The 17,484-nt window shown below is 57.7% G+C and carries 18 protein-coding genes, 1 tRNA gene and 2 pseudogenes; 7 read left to right on the top strand and 14 right to left on the bottom strand.

What is annotated here, in order from left to right; all coding sequences use genetic code 11:
- Positions 1–31: 31 nt before the first annotated feature.
- The 3 genes and pseudogenes from GYM54_RS07990 to GYM54_RS07980 all read left to right on the top strand — a co-directional run.
- A pseudogene (locus GYM54_RS07990) lies at positions 32–737 on the top strand (DUF4113 domain-containing protein); the annotation flags it as partial.
- Between the two features lie 923 nt (positions 738–1,660).
- On the top strand, positions 1,661–2,038 hold the full coding sequence (locus GYM54_RS07985) for a hypothetical protein (protein ID WP_197445589.1): 378 nt from the start codon (positions 1,661–1,663) through the stop codon (positions 2,036–2,038).
- On the top strand, positions 2,035–2,490 hold the full coding sequence (locus tag GYM54_RS07980; RefSeq protein ID WP_197445590.1) for a hypothetical protein: 456 nt from the start codon (positions 2,035–2,037) through the stop codon (positions 2,488–2,490). Before GYM54_RS07985 ends, GYM54_RS07980 begins: the two co-directional genes overlap by 4 nt.
- Before the next feature lie 46 nt (positions 2,491–2,536).
- Here GYM54_RS07980 and GYM54_RS07975 read toward each other — a convergent pair whose 3' ends face one another.
- The 5 genes from GYM54_RS07975 to metG form a co-directional block, all read right to left on the bottom strand.
- A complete protein-coding gene (locus tag GYM54_RS07975) occupies positions 2,537–3,247 on the bottom strand; it encodes a hypothetical protein (RefSeq protein WP_197445591.1) in 711 nt (236 codons plus the stop codon).
- A 988-nt stretch (positions 3,248–4,235) separates the two neighbouring features.
- Positions 4,236–4,309, bottom strand: a tRNA-Gly gene (locus GYM54_RS07970).
- Positions 4,310–4,377: 68 nt separating this feature from the next.
- Positions 4,378–5,070, bottom strand: coding sequence for a pseudouridine synthase (locus GYM54_RS07965; RefSeq protein WP_197445592.1), 693 nt, complete (start codon positions 5,068–5,070; stop codon positions 4,378–4,380).
- Entirely contained in the window at positions 5,070–5,279 is a 210-nt protein-coding gene (locus GYM54_RS07960) for a cysteine-rich CWC family protein (protein WP_197445593.1), read from the bottom strand. The genes GYM54_RS07965 and GYM54_RS07960 overlap by 1 nt, the downstream gene beginning before the upstream one ends.
- A gap of 87 nt (positions 5,280–5,366) precedes the next feature.
- Positions 5,367–7,409 carry a methionine--tRNA ligase gene (gene metG, locus GYM54_RS07955; RefSeq protein ID WP_197445594.1) on the bottom strand — a complete coding sequence of 681 codons (2,043 nt, stop codon included), beginning with the start codon at positions 7,407–7,409 and terminating at the stop codon, positions 5,367–5,369.
- Between the two features lie 194 nt (positions 7,410–7,603).
- On the opposite strand from metG, the gene apbC reads away from it, so the two are divergent.
- On the top strand, positions 7,604–8,698 hold the full coding sequence (gene apbC / locus GYM54_RS07950; RefSeq protein WP_131650609.1) for an iron-sulfur cluster carrier protein ApbC: 1,095 nt from the start codon (positions 7,604–7,606) through the stop codon (positions 8,696–8,698).
- Positions 8,699–8,953: 255 nt separating this feature from the next.
- Here apbC and GYM54_RS07945 read toward each other — a convergent pair whose 3' ends face one another.
- On the bottom strand, positions 8,954–9,163 hold the full coding sequence (locus GYM54_RS07945; protein ID WP_003282211.1) for a cold-shock protein: 210 nt from the start codon (positions 9,161–9,163) through the stop codon (positions 8,954–8,956).
- A 316-nt stretch (positions 9,164–9,479) separates the two neighbouring features.
- Here GYM54_RS07945 and dcd point away from each other — a divergent pair, with 316 nt between their 5' ends.
- Positions 9,480–10,046: a dCTP deaminase gene (dcd, locus tag GYM54_RS07940; protein WP_021207353.1), complete on the top strand. Its 567-nt coding sequence runs from the start codon at positions 9,480–9,482 to the stop codon at positions 10,044–10,046.
- Positions 10,047–10,148: 102 nt separating this feature from the next.
- Here dcd and GYM54_RS07935 read toward each other — a convergent pair whose 3' ends face one another.
- The 3 genes from GYM54_RS07935 to GYM54_RS07925 all read right to left on the bottom strand — a co-directional run bounded on the left by GYM54_RS07935 (position 10,149) and on the right by GYM54_RS07925 (position 12,559).
- Positions 10,149–10,832 carry an SDR family oxidoreductase gene (locus GYM54_RS07935; protein ID WP_181100618.1) on the bottom strand — a complete coding sequence of 228 codons (684 nt, stop codon included), beginning with the start codon at positions 10,830–10,832 and terminating at the stop codon, positions 10,149–10,151.
- Positions 10,833–11,011: 179 nt separating this feature from the next.
- Positions 11,012–11,593: a superoxide dismutase gene (locus GYM54_RS07930; protein WP_197445595.1), complete on the bottom strand. Its 582-nt coding sequence runs from the start codon at positions 11,591–11,593 to the stop codon at positions 11,012–11,014.
- Positions 11,594–11,956: 363 nt separating this feature from the next.
- Entirely contained in the window at positions 11,957–12,559 is a 603-nt protein-coding gene (locus GYM54_RS07925) for a LysE/ArgO family amino acid transporter (protein WP_131650607.1), read from the bottom strand.
- A 97-nt stretch (positions 12,560–12,656) separates the two neighbouring features.
- Between GYM54_RS07925 and GYM54_RS07920 the strand changes: the two genes are divergently transcribed.
- Positions 12,657–13,544, top strand: a complete 888-nt coding sequence (locus GYM54_RS07920) for a LysR family transcriptional regulator ArgP (RefSeq protein ID WP_181100620.1) — start codon at positions 12,657–12,659, stop codon at positions 13,542–13,544.
- 4 nt (positions 13,545–13,548) lie between these two features.
- On the opposite strand, the gene GYM54_RS07915 is transcribed toward GYM54_RS07920, so the two are convergent.
- Positions 13,549–13,830: a hypothetical protein gene (locus GYM54_RS07915; RefSeq protein WP_181100622.1), complete on the bottom strand. Its 282-nt coding sequence runs from the start codon at positions 13,828–13,830 to the stop codon at positions 13,549–13,551.
- A 374-nt stretch (positions 13,831–14,204) separates the two neighbouring features.
- Between GYM54_RS07915 and GYM54_RS07910 the strand changes: the two genes are divergently transcribed.
- Positions 14,205–15,131 (top strand): ATPase, encoded by a 927-nt coding sequence (locus GYM54_RS07910; protein ID WP_181100625.1) that lies wholly within the window; start codon positions 14,205–14,207, stop codon positions 15,129–15,131.
- A 138-nt stretch (positions 15,132–15,269) separates the two neighbouring features.
- On the opposite strand, the gene pncB is transcribed toward GYM54_RS07910, so the two are convergent.
- From pncB to GYM54_RS07890, 4 genes and pseudogenes are all read right to left on the bottom strand, one after another.
- Positions 15,270–16,475, bottom strand: a complete 1,206-nt coding sequence (gene pncB / locus GYM54_RS07905; protein ID WP_181100627.1) for a nicotinate phosphoribosyltransferase — start codon at positions 16,473–16,475, stop codon at positions 15,270–15,272.
- Between the two features lie 30 nt (positions 16,476–16,505).
- A complete protein-coding gene (locus tag GYM54_RS07900) occupies positions 16,506–16,685 on the bottom strand; it encodes a hypothetical protein (RefSeq protein ID WP_181100630.1) in 180 nt (59 codons plus the stop codon).
- A 158-nt stretch (positions 16,686–16,843) separates the two neighbouring features.
- A pseudogene (locus GYM54_RS07895) lies at positions 16,844–17,002 on the bottom strand (general stress protein); the annotation flags it as partial.
- Between the two features lie 213 nt (positions 17,003–17,215).
- Positions 17,216–17,449: a hypothetical protein gene (locus tag GYM54_RS07890; protein WP_131650601.1), complete on the bottom strand. Its 234-nt coding sequence runs from the start codon at positions 17,447–17,449 to the stop codon at positions 17,216–17,218.
- Positions 17,450–17,484 lie beyond the last annotated feature (35 nt).

The raw sequence follows: 17,484 nt of genomic DNA, 5'->3' as shown, positions 1-17,484 counted from the left end.
CCTGGTCAGGCTGGCTTTTCTTTGTGAGGCCCGACGCATGACCGAACGCTCAGCAGCATGGGAATTCGTAGCGCCTGGACTTGGCCAACGCCGACGCTGGTCCCTGCGTAACAGTTCAGCGTCGTGGTCGAGAGAACCTCCCGCGAACTGCGCGGCACGCCCTGCCTCGAACGGGGGACGTAACCCCGTTGAAGCAGGAAATCTGCTGCTCACGCATGTTCGGCGACCGCCTGCGCGAGCTCGCCCCGATCCGCGAAGCCGTCGCCACTTACGCCGCCCGCCCGCGCCTGTAAAAAACTGCGCGCCCAACACTCCATGTGCAAACGCGTGCGCGTCAGCATCCGCACCGGCATCTTCAACCCGGACGAACCCCGGTTCGCCAAAGGCATTGTCTGCGAACTGCCATACCCCACCGACGACACCCTCTACATCACCCGCGCCGCAATCGCCGGGCTTGAGCTGATCTATCGCGAGGGCTTCGCCTTCAGCAAAGCAGAAGTGCTGCTGGTGGACCTCTGCCAGCGCGGTGAATACACAGGCGACCTCTTCAGCGAAACCCAACCCGCCGCTTCGGAGCGGGTCATGGGCATGCTCGATGCAGTTAACGCGAAGTGGGGGCGAAACACCCTCAGGCCGGGCCGAATCCCTACAGCGCCGGATTGGGGTATGCGGCGGGAAATGATGAGCCAGAGTTTACGACGAGGTTGGATCAGTTGTGGGAGGTGGGGTGTAAGTAGATGGTCAGTAATAGAAATCCCTGCCAGTGCAGGGCTCTTTGATCCGCAGAGAGCAAAATCGAAACCTTCGCTTAGGGTGTCGTTCCGTCTCTAAGCGTGTTGTTATGCGATTTCCAGCTTGCTCGCAAGCTCGTTTCGGCGCATTCCGTCACAGTGATTTCGGCGCATTATCGACACCACATCTGCAGTCTCGGATACTCACTGCGCTGGCTACAGCTAGCCTATCGACGACATGAATAACCCGCCCAGCGAACGCTTCTAACACTGCCGTAGGCCCGCGACGCAAGGATTAGCATGAAAGTAACGACAGATATTCGAAAAGGCGACCTGATACGGCTCAACGTGTCCGCGCTTCCGAGAGTGAGGTCGACATATATAACTTTCCTTATCCTTGCATGCCTTACTTTTGGCGTTCTGGCGTGGACTAAGGGCCTACCGGAGGACTCACATGAACTATGGGTCCATCTAACAAGCTCTGTTATTGGCGGATTAATAGGGCTGTTCTATTATTGCGGTCCTGTCTTTTTCTAGCGTTAAGAATGGAATTTTAGGCGAGCATACCTATACGTTAACCCCTGAAGGTCTGCATGAAAGAACAATAACTAATGAAGGCTTAACTAGGTGGGGTGGAGTGGCAAGTGTGCGGTATATGGGATCTTGTCTACTGGTTCAAATAGGGAGCTGCTTGTACCACATCATGCCTAGACGAAGCTTCGAGTCATCACAGGCTTTTGACGAGTTCGCAGCACAAGCAAGAGCATACTGGCAGCAAGCGCAAACCGAATAGGTGGCGAGGGTTAGTTGCGCTGTAAGTTCGATGAGCTTAATTAGATTTCCTATCCGGTTAGGTTAAAGCTGCTCGTTGGTCAAAGTAAAGGGTCTTCATCGGGTCGTTATGATCTGCACCTTAAATGATGATAATTATGAAACGATTTTTTATTGCATGCTTGCTAGTTATATTTACAACATCTTTGATTGCTTTTTTGCTGACGGCAGTAAGCTCTTTGTTTGATGGGTTTTCAACTATAAATTTTGCTGTTCTTGTTGCTACCATTGCAGGAGCGGTTTCTGTCGTGATAGTTGTTGTGTGGGTGGCTCCTATATATTTAATATTAGTCAAGCGGAATGTTGTGGGTTTAGGTTGGTATATCCTTTTGTCTTTAGTTCCCAGCTTAGCATTCCCCGTTTTCTACAGTATGTGGGCTGAGATAGATTTTGAGGCCACCATATTTGCTAGCTGTCTTATATCGGGTACCGCAAGCGCACTAGTGTTTTGGTATGTCGCAGTGCGCAATCAATGAAATTTTTCCGAAAGGTAGATGCAGCGATGGCATTATCGGTTGCCCTCATACCTGCCGTTGCTCAGCTGTTATTTGGCGATCCGCTTTACATCGGTACTTGGTACTACCTGGTCGTGCCTGTAACGGCAATTGCCATCGGTCTCATAGCCCGCGCAACACCGCTGTTTTTGCTAGGCACATCTGTAGCCATTTCTGTAACGCTTTTGGCATATGTCGCCATCAATCTATCGCTAGCCAGGCCTGAGGGTTTGCTTACTCTCGGCCACCTGTTCTCATTGCCGGGTGCCGCTATAGGTACGCTAATCGGTGCTTTGCTGTCGCGGCGACTTAGCAGGCTGTTTTCGGCTATGGCCCTTGGTTTCGCTGGGGCGCTAGTCGGCTTCTTCCTCAATCAGCTAGTTGTATGCAATACGCTCATGTGGTGCGGCGCGTTCTCCCTACCGGCTCGCTAAGGACTGATGGTTAAGTTGCTCGCTGTGTTAACCGCCGTACCGAGGTTTACGGCATGAAATTATTTTCCGCTGCGCATGCTGGCTGGTATTGGTCGCACATTTGCTTGAACGCAACCTTCGCACCCTTACGGCAGTCACGGTAGATCAGTGAGCCGCGTTTGTAGTTTTGACACACGCTGTTGTAGTCGATCTGGCCGTTAACCACTGTCCACGCGAACCTGCCGCCGACGCGCTGTTTGTTGTGGCCGTTTCCCCAGCTCCAGGGGCTTAGGTGGGGCTGGCGAGAAACGGGGCGTTTATGCGTATTGCTGGATGAGCTTGCGGCGTAGTAGCGGGCCGGGGGTGGCTGCATCGTATTGGCGATGGGGCGGGGCGTGTAGTTATCATCATTAAACGATGTTTGGCGGGACTGCGCTTCCGACGTACGCTTGTCGAACCGGTCGATTTCCTCCTGGCTCAGCTGTCGCTGCTCGGGGGCTGGTGACGGTGCTACTGCCGGGGCTTCGTAGCTTGCAATGGAAGTCTGCTGGCTAGCCGGCTGCATAGCTTGTGCTGGCTCTTGGTTAAACCAAGGCTTGCCGCCGACATGAATGCTCTGCTTGATCATACTCATGTCCAGCACGATCGGCTTTCCGAACGTTAATGCCAGTGCCGTAATGACCGCTGAACCGAACCCCAGTATCGCTAGGAATAGCCATGGCCCTTGCTTTTTCCTGCTGCGTAGATATTCGGGTGCATCGTCCCAGTCTGATCTCATGTCGTCTCCTTGCGTTCAATTCAGGATCAGTAGATAAAATATCTGTCCCTATTCTTGTTATGCAGAATTCTTGCCCTGGCAGCGGGTTAAACAAACCTGTCCTCCGCTTATCTAAATTACTAAATGCTCTTTATTTATCTTATCTTTATAGGCTAGATGCAAAGTTTCTAGATAGCGCTGTCCAATTCCGGTGATTTCGAAGCTCACTTTAATCTGGCTTTCAGCGGGTTGCGATAGGCCGAAAGACTTTACTTCTACCATTTCTATTTTTCGTTTGACAATTCGATGCGCTACTAGCTCGTCGCCTAGATGATCTGAAAGCGTATGGCTATTATGGTAGGCATGCATGAGCGTATGTAAGCTTGTTATTCGAATGTAGTTCGTGAATTGTACTTGATCGTTAAAGACTCCATAGTCGATGTCTCCCTTGATTAGCCTTCGTAAGGCTGTACCGATAATTGCGGACTTTTGAGCTGACTCCGCGCTGTCGATGGCGTCTAATATTTCATCTAGAAACTCAGCCCTTGCCTCGTCAGATAGCTGAGCTGCAAACTTCTAAGATTCCCCGTCATCTATGCCTTCGCTTGCTGCTTCAAGAAATGCATAGACTTTTTGTCGTAGCTTTCTTTTCTTAAAACTTCCAAACGCCTTATACATTCCGTGCGCTATAGATATTACTGGTATTGATTTTAGTGTTTCGTCATCTATAGCTACGTCAATTGCCAGCTCAGCATATTCGCCGATTGGGAGGTCTTTAAAAACTTCTATTGCTGATAATTTTTTTTACCATTGTCCATTTTGGTGCCTCAAATGCTAGTCCATCAACGGGCGTACCAGCGCCTAGCAACTTTTAATGTGTCGCTATCCCGCGTTTTGATTTGGCAAGTTTGAATCCGGTAAGGGGACAGCCAAAGCCGCTAGCAACCCCAATCTGAAACAAGCCAAACTCTAAACAGAAAAGCCCTGCAAGTGCAGGGCTTTTCTAATCTGGAGCGGGCGAAGGGAATCGAACCCTCGTCATGAGCTTGGGAAGCTCAGGTAATGCCATTATACGACGCCCGCGTAGGGAGCTTTTTTACCAGAAGGGCGAGGCGAGTAGAAGCGGTGCGGCGTTTATTCCTACTGCTATTTCAGATCTGTTCGATTTCGTCCGGCGTGAGGCTGCGGTATCCGCCGGGGGCAAGGGTGGGGTCGAGCAGCAACGGGCCCATGCGTTCGCGGTGCAAGGCGATGACCTTGATATTGAAGTGGCCGAACATGCGTTTGACCTGATGGTAACGGCCTTCATGCAGGGTCAGGCGGGCTTGATGCGAGCCCAGCAGTTCAAGTTCGGCGGGCCGGGTGGTGAGGTTCTCGAAGCGAAAGTAGAGGCCTTCGGCGAAGCGGTCGACGCAGATCGGATCGATGGGGTCTTCCGTTTCCACAAAGTAGGTTTTACCCAGCAGGCTTTCCGGCTGGGTGAGGCGCCGGGACCAGAGTCCGTCGTTGGTGATGATCATCAGTCCGGTGGTGTTGAAGTCCAGCCGACCGGCGATGTGCAGTTCTTCCTTGTCCTGTTCGTTCAGCAGATCCAGCACCGTGGGGTATTGCGAATCGGCGGTGGCGCTGACGCAGCCGACCGGTTTGTTCAGCATAAAGAAGCGCGCGGGTTTGCCTGCCTGCAGCACCTCGCCATCCAGCTCGATACGGTCGAAGATGCGGACGTCATGGGTGCCGTCCCAGACCGTTTTGCCATTCACCAGGGCACGGCCCGAGGCCAGCAACAGACGCGCCTGTCGGTGGCTGCAGTGGGGCAGGTTGGCGAGGAAGCGGTCGAGGCGCATTACGGGTTTGCAGGCGACTCGCCGCGAGCGCAGCGCGGGCAGATGCAGGCTTTATTAAGCGCGTCGTCAGGAATCCGTTCACGGGCTTCGGGCGCTATCTCGGCAGTGAAGCACCAGCACGGCTGGGTGGCGGTGGCAGGATTGCTGAGACCACATGTGTTGGGCTCGCCACAGATAGGGCAGCGGCTGGTATCAGGCGAATCAGTCATAACCGCCTCCGGGCTGTGGCAGCGCTTAATCTGTTGGATTCCAAAAAGAAGCCCGGCGTTGCGCCGGGCTCCCGTGCTATCGCGTCGTTACTTGACGCGCTGACCGGGCTTGGCGCCGCTGTCAGGGCTGAGCAAGTAGATTTCTTCACCGCCAGGGCCGGCGGCCAGCACCATGCCTTCGGATACGCCGAACTTCATTTTGCGCGCGGCCAGGTTGGAAACGTACAGGGTCAGGCGGCCTTCCAGCTTGCTTGGGTCCGGATAGGCGCTCTTGATACCGGAGAAGACGTTGCGCTTGGCGTCGCCAATGTCCAGCGTCAGGCGCAGCAGCTTGTCAGCGCCTTCAACGAACTCGCACTTTTCGATCAGGGCGATGCGCAGGTCCACGGCGGCAAAGGCGTCGAAGGCGATCTCGGCGGCGATGGGCTCTTTGGTCAGCTCGCCATTGCCTTGTGCAGGCGCGGCGGTTTCGGTGGAGGCGAGGTCTTCCTTGGATGATTCGATCATGGCTTCGATTTTGGCAGGCTCGATACGGGTCAAAAGCGGGGTGAAGGCGTTCAGCTGGTGGTTGGCCAACAGCGTCTCCAGGTCAGTCCAGCTCAGCGGCTCGACGTTCAGGAAGCGCTCGGCGTCAGCGGCCAGGTTCGGCAGCACCGGCTTTAGGAAGATCACCAGCTGGCGGAACAGGTTGATGCCGGTGGCGCAAATGGCCTGGACTTCATCCTGCATGCCGTCCTGCTTGTTCAGTGCCCAGGGCGCCTTGTCGGCGATCCAGGCATTGGCGCGGTCGGCCAGCGCCATGATTTCGCGCATGGCGCGGGCGAAATCGCGGTTCTCGTAAGCGTCGGCAATGGATGGTGCTGCCGTCTGGAAGGCGTCGGTCAGTTCCGGCGCGGCGTTGCGGTCGACCATCAGGCCGCCGTTGCCCTTGTGGATGAACCCTGCGCAACGGCTGGCGATGTTGACGACTTTGCCGACTAGATCGGAATTGACCTTTTGCACGAAGTCTTCGAGGTTCAGGTCCAGGTCATCGACGCCACGACCGAGCTTGGCCGCGTAGTAGTAGCGCAGATACTCGGGGTTCAGATGATCGAGGTAGGTGCGCGCCTTGATAAAGGTGCCGCGCGACTTGGACATCTTCTGCCCATTCACCGTCAGGTAACCGTGCACTGCGACGGCGGTGGGCTTGCGGTAGCCGGCGCCTTCGAGCATGGCGGGCCAGAACAGCGTATGGAAGTTGATGATGTCCTTGCCGATGAAGTGGTACAGCTCGGCGCTGGAATCCTTGTTCCAGAACGCATCGAAGTCCAGCTCCGGGCGGCGCGCGCAGAGGTTCTTGAAGCTGGCCATGTAGCCGATGGGCGCGTCCAGCCAGACGTAGAAGTATTTGCCGGGCTCGTCGGGGATCTCGAAGCCGAAGTAGGGTGCATCGCGGGAGATGTCCCATTCGTGCAGGCCGCCATCGAGCCATTCGGCGATTTTGTTGGCGACGGAATCCTGCAGGCTACCGCTGCGGGTCCATTCCTTCAGCATCGCCTCGAAGTCGGGCAGCTTGAAGAAGAAGTGCTTGGAGTCACGCAGCACCGGCGTGGCGCCGGAAATGGCCGAGCGTGGGTTCTTCAGCTCGGTGGGCTCGTAGGTCGCGCCGCACTTTTCGCAGTTGTCGCCGTATTGGTCCTCGGCCGCGCACTTCGGGCAGGTGCCCTTGATGAAGCGGTCGGCGAGGAACATGCCCTTTTCAGGGTCGAAATACTGGGTCACCGAGCGGGTGGCGATGTGGCCGGCGTCGCGCAGCTTCGTGTAGATCAGGCTCGACAGCTCGCGGTTCTCTTCGGAGTGGGTCGAGTGGAAGTTGTCGAAGTCGACCAGGAAGTCGGCGAAGTCGGCGCTGTGTTCGGCTTGCACGTTGGCGATCAGCTGCTCTGGCGTGATGCCTTCCTTTTCAGCGCGCAGCATGATGGCCGAGCCATGGGCGTCGTCGGCGCAGACATAGATGCACTGGTTGCCACGCAGTTTCTGAAACCGCACCCACATGTCCGTCTGGATGTACTCAAGCATGTGGCCTAGGTGAATCGAACCGTTGGCGTAGGGCAGGGCACTGGTAACGAGGATCTGGCGAGCTTCGGACATTGGGAAAATCTGCAGTCGGGGTTGCGAAGTGAGTCGGTCACTATAAAGGTGCGAGGTTTTTTTTTCACCCGCACTGGCGCGGCTGGCGCCGGTCGAATACCGAGTGCCGCGCCATGTTGACGCGGTTGATGGGCCCATACGGCACCACGGGGTAAGATGCCCGTCTGTTTTACTAGGCTTTCTTGGGAGTAGTCATGACCGTCACACGCGAAGCTGTCGAAGCCGTACTGCGCCAGTACACCGACCCGAACTTGAACCAGGACCCGGTGAGCGCCGGTTGTGTACGTTCCATAGAGGTTCAGGGCGATCGCGTGGGCGTGCAGCTCGAGCTGGGTTATGCCGCCGGACTGTTTCGTAGCGGTTGGGCGCAAATGCTTGCGATGGCGATCGAGCAGCTCGAAGGCGTGACGCGTGCTGACGTCCAGGTCGACTGCGTAATCAAGCCGCACAAGGCGCAGGACCAGGTGCCGGCGCTGGCTAATGTGAAGAACATCATCGCGGTGGCCTCCGGCAAGGGCGGGGTGGGCAAGTCCACCACGGCGGCCAACCTGGCGCTGGCACTGGCGCGCGAGGGCGCGCGGGTCGGCGTGTTGGATGCCGATATCTACGGGCCGAGCCAGGGCATCATGTTCGGCATTCCCGAGGGGACCAAGCCGCAGATTCGCGACCAGAAATGGTTCGTGCCGTTGGAGGCGCATGGTGTGCAGCTGATGTCCATGGCGTTTCTGGCCGACGACAAGACGCCGATGGTCTGGCGCGGCCCGATGGTTTCCGGCGCCTTGTTGCAATTGATCACCCAGACCGCCTGGAGCGATCTCGACTATCTGGTGGTGGACATGCCGCCGGGTACCGGTGACATCCAGCTGACCCTGGCGCAGAAGGTCCCGGTGACCGGTTCGGTGATCGTGACCACGCCGCAGGATCTGGCGCTACTCGACGCCAAGAAAGGGGTCGAGATGTTCCGCAAGGTGAATATTCCGGTGCTGGGAGTGGTGGAGAACATGGCCATTCACATCTGCTCAAATTGCGGCCACGCCGAGCATTTGTTCGGTGAAGGGGGCGGCGAGAAGCTGGCGGGCGAATACAACGTCGACCTGCTGGCTTCGCTGCCGCTGTCCATGGCCATCCGCAGCCAGGCCGATGCTGGCAAGCCGACGGCAATTGCTGACCCGGAAAGCCAGATCGCCATGATCTATCAGGAAGTGGCGCGAACAGTCGGTGCGCGAATCTCGCAGAGCGGGCAGATCATCGCCCAGTCGATGCCGAACATTGTGGTGTCCGACGACTGATCCGTTTCACGGCGGCGGAAGCCTTTAGCGGCAGGGGCACGGTAAAAGTAGTTTTGCGGGTTGGTATGGTTTCGGTGTAAGGCGTGGTTCGCGGCAAGCGACACAAGTGCCTGCGCCGATTCCATTCTAGAAAGCCAATCCGCAATTTCAGCCAGCGTTCCGCTGGGCAGGTATGCGCTTGTGATCGTGTCTTCAGCCAAATCGCAGGCACAAAAAAGCCCCGCCGAAGCGGGGCTTTTTCAGAGAAGACTCAGGTTAGATAACCTGAACTTCCTCAGCTTGCATGCCCTTCTGGCCGCGAGTAGCGACGAAGGAAACTTGCTGGCCTTCTTTCAGGCTCTTGAAACCGTCGCCTTGGATGGCGCGGAAGTGTACGAAGAGGTCGTCACCGGATTGCGGAGTGATGAAGCCGAAGCCTTTTTCATCGTTGAACCACTTAACGGTACCGGTTTGGCGATTGGACATTTGAATGTCTCCTTGAACAATGTAGAGATGATTTGAACGGGCAAATACCCCGAACGGTGACTGTGTGCAAGGAGTTAGGAGTCGTAGCAATGATCGGATCGAAATCTAAACATGTAGCGATTCACGGTGACACATGCAGCAGCAGCCAAGGAAAGATACTCCATTTCTGTCGCAATGCGAGCATTATTTTCAGTTTCCGGCCAAAGCGTCAGAGATGCGACGCAAGGTCCTGAGTCACGGCCTTTGAACCGGCTTCATGGCCTCGGTAAGATGCGCACCTTATCTAACGCCCACCAGCCAAATCAGGACGCCCGCCATGAGCATCAAATCGGACAAGTGGATTCGCCGGATGGCCCAGGAGCACGGCATGATCGAGCCCTACGTTGAGCGCCAGGTGCGCACCGAGGGTAACGAAAGGCTGATTTCTTACGGCGTGTCCAGTTATGGCTACGACGTGCGCTGCGCCGATGAATTCAAGGTCTTCACCAACATCAACTCAGCGACCGTCGATCCGAAGAATTTCGACGAGAAGAGCTTTGTCGATATCAAGAGCGACGTCTGCATCATTCCGCCGAATTCCTTTGCGCTGGCCCGTACCGTCGAGTACTTCCGCATTCCACGTAACGTGCTGACCATTTGCCTCGGCAAAAGCACCTATGCCCGTTGCGGCATCATCGTCAACGTGACGCCGCTTGAGCCGGAGTGGGAAGGGCATGTGACGCTGGAATTCTCCAACACCACTACGCTGCCGGCGAAGATCTACGCCAACGAAGGCGTGGCGCAAATGCTCTTCCTTGAATCGGATGAAGAGTGCGAGACGTCTTACCGTGATCGCGGCGGCAAGTATCAGGGCCAGCGCGGAGTGACGCTGCCAAAGGCGTAAGCCTCAAGCCCCGGATCGCTGGTAGATCCCTCGATGCGAGTGATGACTAACGTTGCCACTCGCATCGTCGTTTCTGCGTCTGAACGGCACCGGTTCATTGCTTCACCAAGGCAATGGCTCGCCCTGATAGTCAATGAAGCGGTGACCGCCCTGACCGGCAGCGCGCTTGACCTGCTCGACCATGCCGCGGCAACTGGTTTCGACGTCCAACGGTGCCTCCGCTCCGCCCATATCGGTCTTGACCCATCCCGGATGCATCGACAGCACCGTAAGGTGCGTGTCTTCGCCGAGTTCGGCTACGAAGGTTCGGGTCAAATGGTTGAGGGCCGCCTTGCTGGCGCCGTAGAGCGGCATGCCCATGCCGGGGCCGGTTTCGACGCTGCCCATGATCGAACTCATGAAGGTAATAACGCCGGTGCGCGGATTAACCAGCGGCAGCATGTGCCTGGCCAGCCGCACCGGCGCGATCGTGTTGGTCATGAACAGCTGGCTAATGTCTTCGGGTGTGGCGGTGCCGGCTGAGAGCGCGCGCGAGCCGGAAACGCCTGCATTTATGTAGAGCACGTCCAGGGTGATGCCGGACAACCGCTGGGTGAGGGCGTCAACGCCCGCGACATCGTCTATGTCCAGCGCTTCGATACGAACATTCGCGACGGTCTTCAGCGCATCCGCACGCTGTGGATCGCGGACGGTCGCGATCACGTGCCATCCTTCATTGGCGAACTGCTTGGCCAGGCCCAGGCCGAGACCGCGTGATGCGCCGATGATCAACACTGTGTTGGACATTGGGAAAGCTCCGAGAGAGACGGGCTGACAAGCATAGTCGATACCGTCTAGGCACTCGCCGGGGCCTGGCAGTTGCGCGTGTGCCTGAAACGAAAATGCCCGCATCACCGGGATGCGGGCATTTCGGTTGCGAGCGCCACGGAGCGGGGTGAGCCGTCCCGTGTTGCTAGCGTGGCGACTCAGCCAGCGAAGTTCTTCGCGACGAAGTCCCAGTTGACCACGTTCCAGAATGCTTCGACGAACTTCGGACGCGCATTGCGGTAGTCGATGTAGTAGGCGTGTTCCCAGACGTCGCAAGTCAGCAGCGGCTTGTCACCAGCGGTCATCGGGTTGCCGGCACCGATGGTGCTCGCCAGGCCGACGCTGCCGTCGGACTTCTTCACCAGCCAGGCCCAGCCGGAGCCGAAAGTGCCGATGGCGGTCTTGGTGAACTCTTCCTTGAACTTGTCGAAGTCGCCGAAAGCGGCGTTGATGGCATCAGCCAGGGCGCCGGTCGGCTGGTCACCGGCGTTCGGTGCCATGCAGTTCCAGAAGAAAGTGTGGTTCCAGACCTGAGCGGCGTTGTTGAAGATACCGCCGGACGAAGTCTTGATGATGGTTTCCAGATCCTTGCCTTCGAACTCGGTGCCCGGGATCAGGTTGTTCAGGTTGGTGACGTAAGCCTGGTGATGCTTGCCGTGGTGGTATTCGAAAGTCTCGGCGGAAATGTGCGGCTCGAGGGCATTCTTTTCAAACGGAAGCGGCGGCAATTCGAAAGCCATGGTGTATCTCCTGCTCAGGTGTCGAGAATAGATGCGGCTCGGAAGGAGGCAGTCTGCGCTGGTGATCAGCGCCTCGCGGAACGGGGAAACTACTGCACTGATGTTCGTCCGTTGACGCCTGTTGTTCCCTTCGCTCGCTACATGCGTGCGTATTCTTTCGGCCGTTCACGGGCACGACCGTAATGGCGGGCTGAAGCATTCCGCTCCATACCCGCGAACCAGGGATCATAGCACCCACCCTGTGGCAAAACCACGCGCCAACTGTGTGGAAAACCGAAGCCAGAGCGCCCCAGTGAAGGCCAGGGCAGGGTGTGGTGGTGCCGTAAGCCCTCTGCGTGGACACCCGATCCGGGCGGGTGTTCCTCAGGCGTAGACAACCAGTTGTGCGGCAATGGCGAACATCATTCCCGCCACTCCCAGATCGATCAGCCGCCAGGTCATCGGTCGCGCAAGCCAGGGTGCAAGCCAGGCCCCTCCGAGCGCGAGAATCAGGAACCACAGGGTCGATGCGCTCGCAGCACCTAGAGTGTAAGCACCGGGCTCGGGCTGCTGGGCGCCGAGGGAGCCGATCAGCAGCACTGTATCGAGATAAACGTGCGGGTTGAGCAGCGTGACCGCCAACGCCGCAAGCAGCACGCTGCGCAGTGAGCGCGGAGCGCGCTGGGCATCTTCAAGCAAGGCTTGCGGTCGTGCCGCACGGCGCAGGGCGATGACGCCATAAAACAGTAGGAACGTGACGCCACCCCAACGGGTGATTTGCAGCAGCAACGGGTTCTCTGCCAATACAGCGGCGAGACCGAAGACCCCGACGCTGACCAGCAGGATGTCGCAGAGAATGCACAGCGCGGCGACAGGCAGATGGTGTTCGCGTCGTAGGCTCTGGGCCAGGACGAAGGCGTTTTGCGCGCCGATGGCGATGATCAAGCCCGCCGTGACCAACAGCCCATTGAAATAACTCTGCCACATGTCGTGCTGCCTGTTTCCATTGAAAGACGGCTCGCAGTCTCGGCGGCTCTTGCGTATAAGGAAAACGAAATATGCTGATGCCATATAAGGAAATCTGATGTTCGATTACAAACTGCTGGCGGCTCTGGCTGCGGTGGTCGAGCAGGCTGGTTTCGATCGGGCAGCGCAGGCGCTGGGACTGTCCCAATCGGCGATATCCCAGCGCATCAAATTGCTCGAGGCTCGGCTGGGCCAGCCGGTACTGCTGCGCGCCACGCCACCGCAGCCGACCGAGGTGGGCCGACGTCTGCTCAACCATGTGCAACAGGTGCGTCTGTTGGAGCGCGATTTACAGGGTCAGGTGCCGGAGCTGGATGAAAACCGTCTGCCCGAGCGGCTGCGCATCGCCTTGAACTCCGACAGCCTCGCGACTTGGTGGGCAGAAGCGGTGGCCCCGTTCTGCACCGAGCACGGGGTTGTGCTCGATCATGTGTTGGAAGATCAGGCGGTAGGTCTCAAGCGTATGCGAGCCGGGGAAGTGGCTGCCTGTGTTTGCGCTGTGGAGCGCCCCTTGGCCGGAGCTCGCAGTCAGTTTCTTGGTGCCATGCGCTATCGCGCCCTTGCCAGCCCAGCATTTATTGCGCGTCACCTCGCTAGCAACGCACCGGCGGAAGCCTTGTTGCGGGCCCCGGCCATTGTCTTCGGGCCGGATGATCAGCTGCAGCATCGCTATCTGGCTTCGCTGGGTTTGAGCGGCGCCTTCAGCCACCACCTTTGCCCGTCGTCGGAGGGATTCGTTCGCTTGTTGGAGAGTGACTTGGGCTGGGGCCTGGTGCCTGAACTTCAGGTGCGCGCCGAGCTTGCCAGCGGAGCTCTGGTGGATGTGTTTCGTGGTAAGCCGATCGACGTGCCGCTCTACTGGCATCACTGGCGCAACGGTGGTGAGCTGCTCGGTGAACTGACCCGGCAGCTGACGCGCTCGGCGAGGCAATGGCTGGTGGGCTGAGCGCTCAGCCGAGAACCCGTTGCCCGCGATAGATGCGTACCGAAGGCTCATGCCCGCTGCCATCGCCGATTGAGGTCGGTTTAGCTGTAACTGGCGTATGTGTGTCGGTGAAGGTGGCCAATTGTCTGCCCAGATCGCGCGTCGCCTCATCTGTTGAGCGGAGGCAGGCCGTCAACATTGCCTGAATGGCATCGGGCTGGCTCAGGCGGATGTCCAGCTGCTGCTCGTCGCGCAGCCGGCGGCGCAGGTTCCGCATGCAATCCAGTAAAGCCTTATTGAACTCCATGGCGATTCGTCCTTCTGATGCTGCCGCAGAACACGAATTTCAGGGCCCGACATCCATGTCGGAAAGCGCTATCCAATGGCAAGACTGACGAAGCAATGGGCGTACCAAGTCCAGCTTTAGCAGCGCCCACATCGGTGGGATTTCCTTGTCAGTCCCGTCGCGTCTGGGTTTGACGGTTTCGCCTTGTTTCAAGAGCAACGGAGCAGTCCCGTTATCGCACCGCATTGTTGCGCCTGGACTGCACGATCTTGAGCCGCGGCCGCGCCAAACGCGTGATCGAGGTGCACTGATTGCCTCATTCACACCGCTGAAGTGGCTTCACTGAATCGTTATACTGCGCGCTGTCTCTCGCTTCGCGCTACCAAAGGTATCCCATGCGCAACGATGCTCACGACGAACTGGACCACGTACCCAGCCTCACCGCCGGCCGTGACCGCGACCCCTATCCTGCGCCTGAACTCGATCCGGTCATCCGGCCTGCCAGTGGCCGTACCGACGATGTGCGGCATAAGCGCCGTGCGGCCAGCACCGCGCCGTTGTGGATCATGATCGTGGCGCTTTTCGCCCTGTTGGCGGCGCTGGGCTGGTGGAGCATGCAGCAGATTTCCCGGCTGGAGGTGCAACTGGTTGCCACGCAGGAAAGCTTTGCGCGCATCAGCGAGGACGCCGCCGGCCGGCTGCAGGATATTTCCGGAAAGATGGTTGCCACCGAGTCCAACGTGACGACCGAAGGCGAAGCCTTGAAGTTGCGCATCAAGCAATTGGAAAAACAGGCGCTGGATCTGGCCGAGCAGCAACGTGCGATCACGACCCAACAGCAGAGCCTGACCGGCAAACAGGGCAATCAGGACCAGCGCCTGGATGAGCAGGGGATACGTATCGGTCGCGTCGCCACCGACGTGCGGGATCATCAGTCCGCTACCGCAACGCTCACCGAGACCGTCAAAGGCGTTGCCGGTGAACAGGCTGGGCTCAAGTCTTCGGTAGCGAGTCTGCAGGGCTCGGTGGCTGAGCTGAACAAACTGTCGGCGCAGATCGATGGGCTGAGTAATTTGTCTGCCCGGATCGACGGGTTGAGCAAGGACATCGCAGCGCTGAAACAGCGAGGCGACGGCAGCCAGGCGGTCAGTCGGCTGGAGCAGGACATGTTGATTCTGCGCAGTGAGCTGGACAACCGGCCCGCTGCCACGCCTGGCGTCAATACCGCCGAATTCGATGCCTTCCGGGCGCAGATGACCCGCAATATCAGCACCCTGCAATCGCAAATTGCCAATTTGCAGGGGCAAATCAGCGGTCGTTGAAGCTGGCCGAGGAGCAACGGCGGGAATTTGCTCTGAGCGGCAGTATCAAGCCGTTCATAGAAACGCTACCGGCCAAGCTGCCCCCCGGTGCAATGGTGAGATCTCCGCGCCCGGCCTTGGCCGGGCGCTGTACGGAATTCAACGGTCCTCGTTCACGCCGAAAACATGTTTGAGATAGGCGACGAAGGCCTCGTCGCGACACATGGTTTTGCCTGGCGAGTCGGAGATCTTGGCCACCGGTTGGCCGTTGCAGCTGGTCATCTTGATCACCATGTTGGTTGGCTGCACGCCCGATATGTCGCAGGTCAGCTGCGTGCCGATACCGAAGCTGGTGTTGCTGCGTCCGGCCAGTGCGCGGTAAATGCCAAGCGCTCTGGGGAAGTCGAGACCATCGGAGAACACCAGTTGCCGCGTCATCGGGTCGATGCCGAGACGGCGGTAGTGGGCGATGGCTTTTTCCGCCCATTCGATGGGGTCGCCCGAATCGTGGCGCAGGCCATCGAAGAGTTTCGCCAGATACAGATCGAAATCTGCGGTGAAGGCGTCCATGGTGATGCAGTCGGTAATGGCGATGCCCAGCGCGCCGCGGTATTCACGAGCCCAGCAATCCAGGGCAGCGCTCTGGCTGTCGATGAGTCTGGGCCCCAGCTGCTGGTGCGCCATGATCCATTCATGCGCCATGGTGCCCATGGGCTTTAGATCGAGCGTCCGGGCGAGATGAACATTGCTGGTGCCGACGAAATTACCGGGAAATCGGTGCTTCAAGCGTTCGACGATCAGCGCCTGCACGGCAAAGGAGAAGCGTCGGCGGGTGCCGAAGTCGGCGAGATTGAACCCCGCCAGCTCTTCATCAGTGGCTTCGTCGCGCAGCCACTGGAGTTTTTCGTCGAGCCGCGCGCTGGCCTGTTCGAGCGTTACGTTCGGGTAGCGGGCTCGATTGCGCACCTCGCTGATGATGGCTAGCAGCGGCACTTCGAACAGAATCACATGGAGCCATGGCCCGCGTAGGTAGATCACCAGTTCGCCTGCTTCGAGTTCGGCGCGCACGTAGCGCAGGTCGAAGCGGAACAAGCCGAGGAAACGGATGAAATCCGGCTGCATATAGGGGATGCGATCGAGAAAGGCGAGTTCGTCCTGGCTGATTTTGAGTTCAGCGAGCGCCTCGATCTGCTGACGAATGTCGTTCAGGTAGGGCGCCAGATCTTCCTTGGATCGGCTGCGGAAGGCCCATTCGACCTCGGCGTTGGGGTAGTGATGCAGCACCGCTTGCATCATCGTCAGTTTGTAGTAATCGGTATCCAGCAAGCTCTGAATGATTCGGTCGGAGAAAATGCTGGCGCTCATTGGCTGCTCCTGATGCTGGAAAGGCTGGTATCAGGCCCCGCCGATACCTTCGATCACCTTACCCGTGCCGCCACAGTTTTGACATTCTCCGGACTCGTTGCGTCCACTGCCGTTACATGTCGGGCAGATATTTTCACCAGTACCCGGTGTGCCCGGAACGGCTTCATCGCCCGGATTGAGCGGCGACGTTTCGTTGGTTATTTGGCTCATGTCCTGGGCCTTTTCAGTTCTTTAGTTATTAATTAATGGTTCATATAGGGCGTTAATTGTCGCGTCGGTTTATTGTCGTGATGCTAATAACGATTATTTAACCCGATAAACAAAAAGGGCAAAGGTTTTACCCTTTGCCCTTTTTGTAACGAGGCGCATCAGCTGTTGCTGTTGCGTCCACCGCCGTGGCTGTTCTGACCACCTTTGCGGCCTGCTTCAGAGGCCTTTTCACGGTCGTTGGCGAAGTTGCCGCCGCTGTTATGGCCGCCCTTCTTACCAGCTTCAGACGCCTTTTCGCGGTCGTTGGCAAAGTTGCCAGGATTTTTGTTTGCCATGTCTTTTTCTCCTCGATGGATAGAGACTTTCTGCGGGGCTGTACTACTTCACCAGCCTTCATGGATACAGAGCTTGGTTGCGTCTCAGGAGTTTCCAGAAAAGAACAAGCGGCAGACGAATGGTTACTAACTGCTCTTTATTAATGGCGTTATGGTTGCACAGCGAAACGGCAATATCGAAGTTTTATAAAGTTATTAAGCGGCCAGCGTTAACTGACGCTGTGCCAGTAACCGCATCACATAGCCGATCTTGAGTGCGGTGGGGCCCAGAATCACCAGCGCATGGCAGCCGACCACCGCGCCTAGAGCCAGATGCCGATCGAAGACGTAGGCACCTGCAACGCCGAACAGAAGCAGAACCAGGCCGATCGCCATGGAGAGATTGGCGATGCTGAGCAGACGGTGCGGGTCGAGCGGTTGCAGGGTCATCGTAATTACCTCGTGACGATGGTACGGATGACGGG

Origin of the sequence: Pseudomonas sp. MTM4 (assembly GCF_019355055.1) — a bacterium.
Taxonomy (GTDB): Bacteria; Pseudomonadota; Gammaproteobacteria; order Pseudomonadales; family Pseudomonadaceae; genus Stutzerimonas.
The sequence above is the reverse complement of the archived record's forward strand: the minus strand, read 5'-3'. Positions and strand labels throughout refer to the sequence as shown.

Excerpts from the sequence above, each read along its gene's own strand:
- GYM54_RS07925 (WP_131650607.1), bottom strand. The coding sequence starts at position 12,559 with ATGTGGCAGAGTTATTTCAATGGGCTGTTGGTCACGGCGGGCTTGATC.
- GYM54_RS07960 (WP_197445593.1), bottom strand. The coding sequence starts at position 5,279 with ATGACTGATTCGCCTGATACCAGCCGCTGCCCTATCTGTGGCGAGCCC.
- GYM54_RS07965 (WP_197445592.1), bottom strand. The coding sequence starts at position 5,070 with ATGCGCCTCGACCGCTTCCTCGCCAACCTGCCCCACTGCAGCCACCGA.
- GYM54_RS07915 (WP_181100622.1), bottom strand. The coding sequence starts at position 13,830 with ATGGAGTTCAATAAGGCTTTACTGGATTGCATGCGGAACCTGCGCCGC.
- GYM54_RS07920 (WP_181100620.1), top strand. The coding sequence starts at position 12,657 with ATGTTCGATTACAAACTGCTGGCGGCTCTGGCTGCGGTGGTCGAGCAG.
- GYM54_RS07935 (WP_181100618.1), bottom strand. The coding sequence starts at position 10,832 with ATGTCCAACACAGTGTTGATCATCGGCGCATCACGCGGTCTCGGCCTG.
- GYM54_RS07945 (WP_003282211.1), bottom strand. The coding sequence starts at position 9,163 with ATGTCCAATCGCCAAACCGGTACCGTTAAGTGGTTCAACGATGAAAAA.
- GYM54_RS07930 (WP_197445595.1), bottom strand. The coding sequence starts at position 11,593 with ATGGCTTTCGAATTGCCGCCGCTTCCGTTTGAAAAGAATGCCCTCGAG.
- apbC (WP_131650609.1), top strand. The coding sequence starts at position 7,604 with ATGACCGTCACACGCGAAGCTGTCGAAGCCGTACTGCGCCAGTACACC.
- pncB (WP_181100627.1), bottom strand. The coding sequence starts at position 16,475 with ATGAGCGCCAGCATTTTCTCCGACCGAATCATTCAGAGCTTGCTGGAT.
- GYM54_RS07900 (WP_181100630.1), bottom strand. The coding sequence starts at position 16,685 with ATGAGCCAAATAACCAACGAAACGTCGCCGCTCAATCCGGGCGATGAA.
- GYM54_RS07980 (WP_197445590.1), top strand. The coding sequence starts at position 2,035 with ATGAAATTTTTCCGAAAGGTAGATGCAGCGATGGCATTATCGGTTGCC.
- GYM54_RS07975 (WP_197445591.1), bottom strand. The coding sequence starts at position 3,247 with ATGAGATCAGACTGGGACGATGCACCCGAATATCTACGCAGCAGGAAA.
- GYM54_RS07890 (WP_131650601.1), bottom strand. The coding sequence starts at position 17,449 with ATGACCCTGCAACCGCTCGACCCGCACCGTCTGCTCAGCATCGCCAAT.
- GYM54_RS07910 (WP_181100625.1), top strand. The coding sequence starts at position 14,205 with ATGCGCAACGATGCTCACGACGAACTGGACCACGTACCCAGCCTCACC.
- metG (WP_197445594.1), bottom strand. The coding sequence starts at position 7,409 with ATGTCCGAAGCTCGCCAGATCCTCGTTACCAGTGCCCTGCCCTACGCC.
- GYM54_RS07985 (WP_197445589.1), top strand. The coding sequence starts at position 1,661 with ATGAAACGATTTTTTATTGCATGCTTGCTAGTTATATTTACAACATCT.
- dcd (WP_021207353.1), top strand. The coding sequence starts at position 9,480 with ATGAGCATCAAATCGGACAAGTGGATTCGCCGGATGGCCCAGGAGCAC.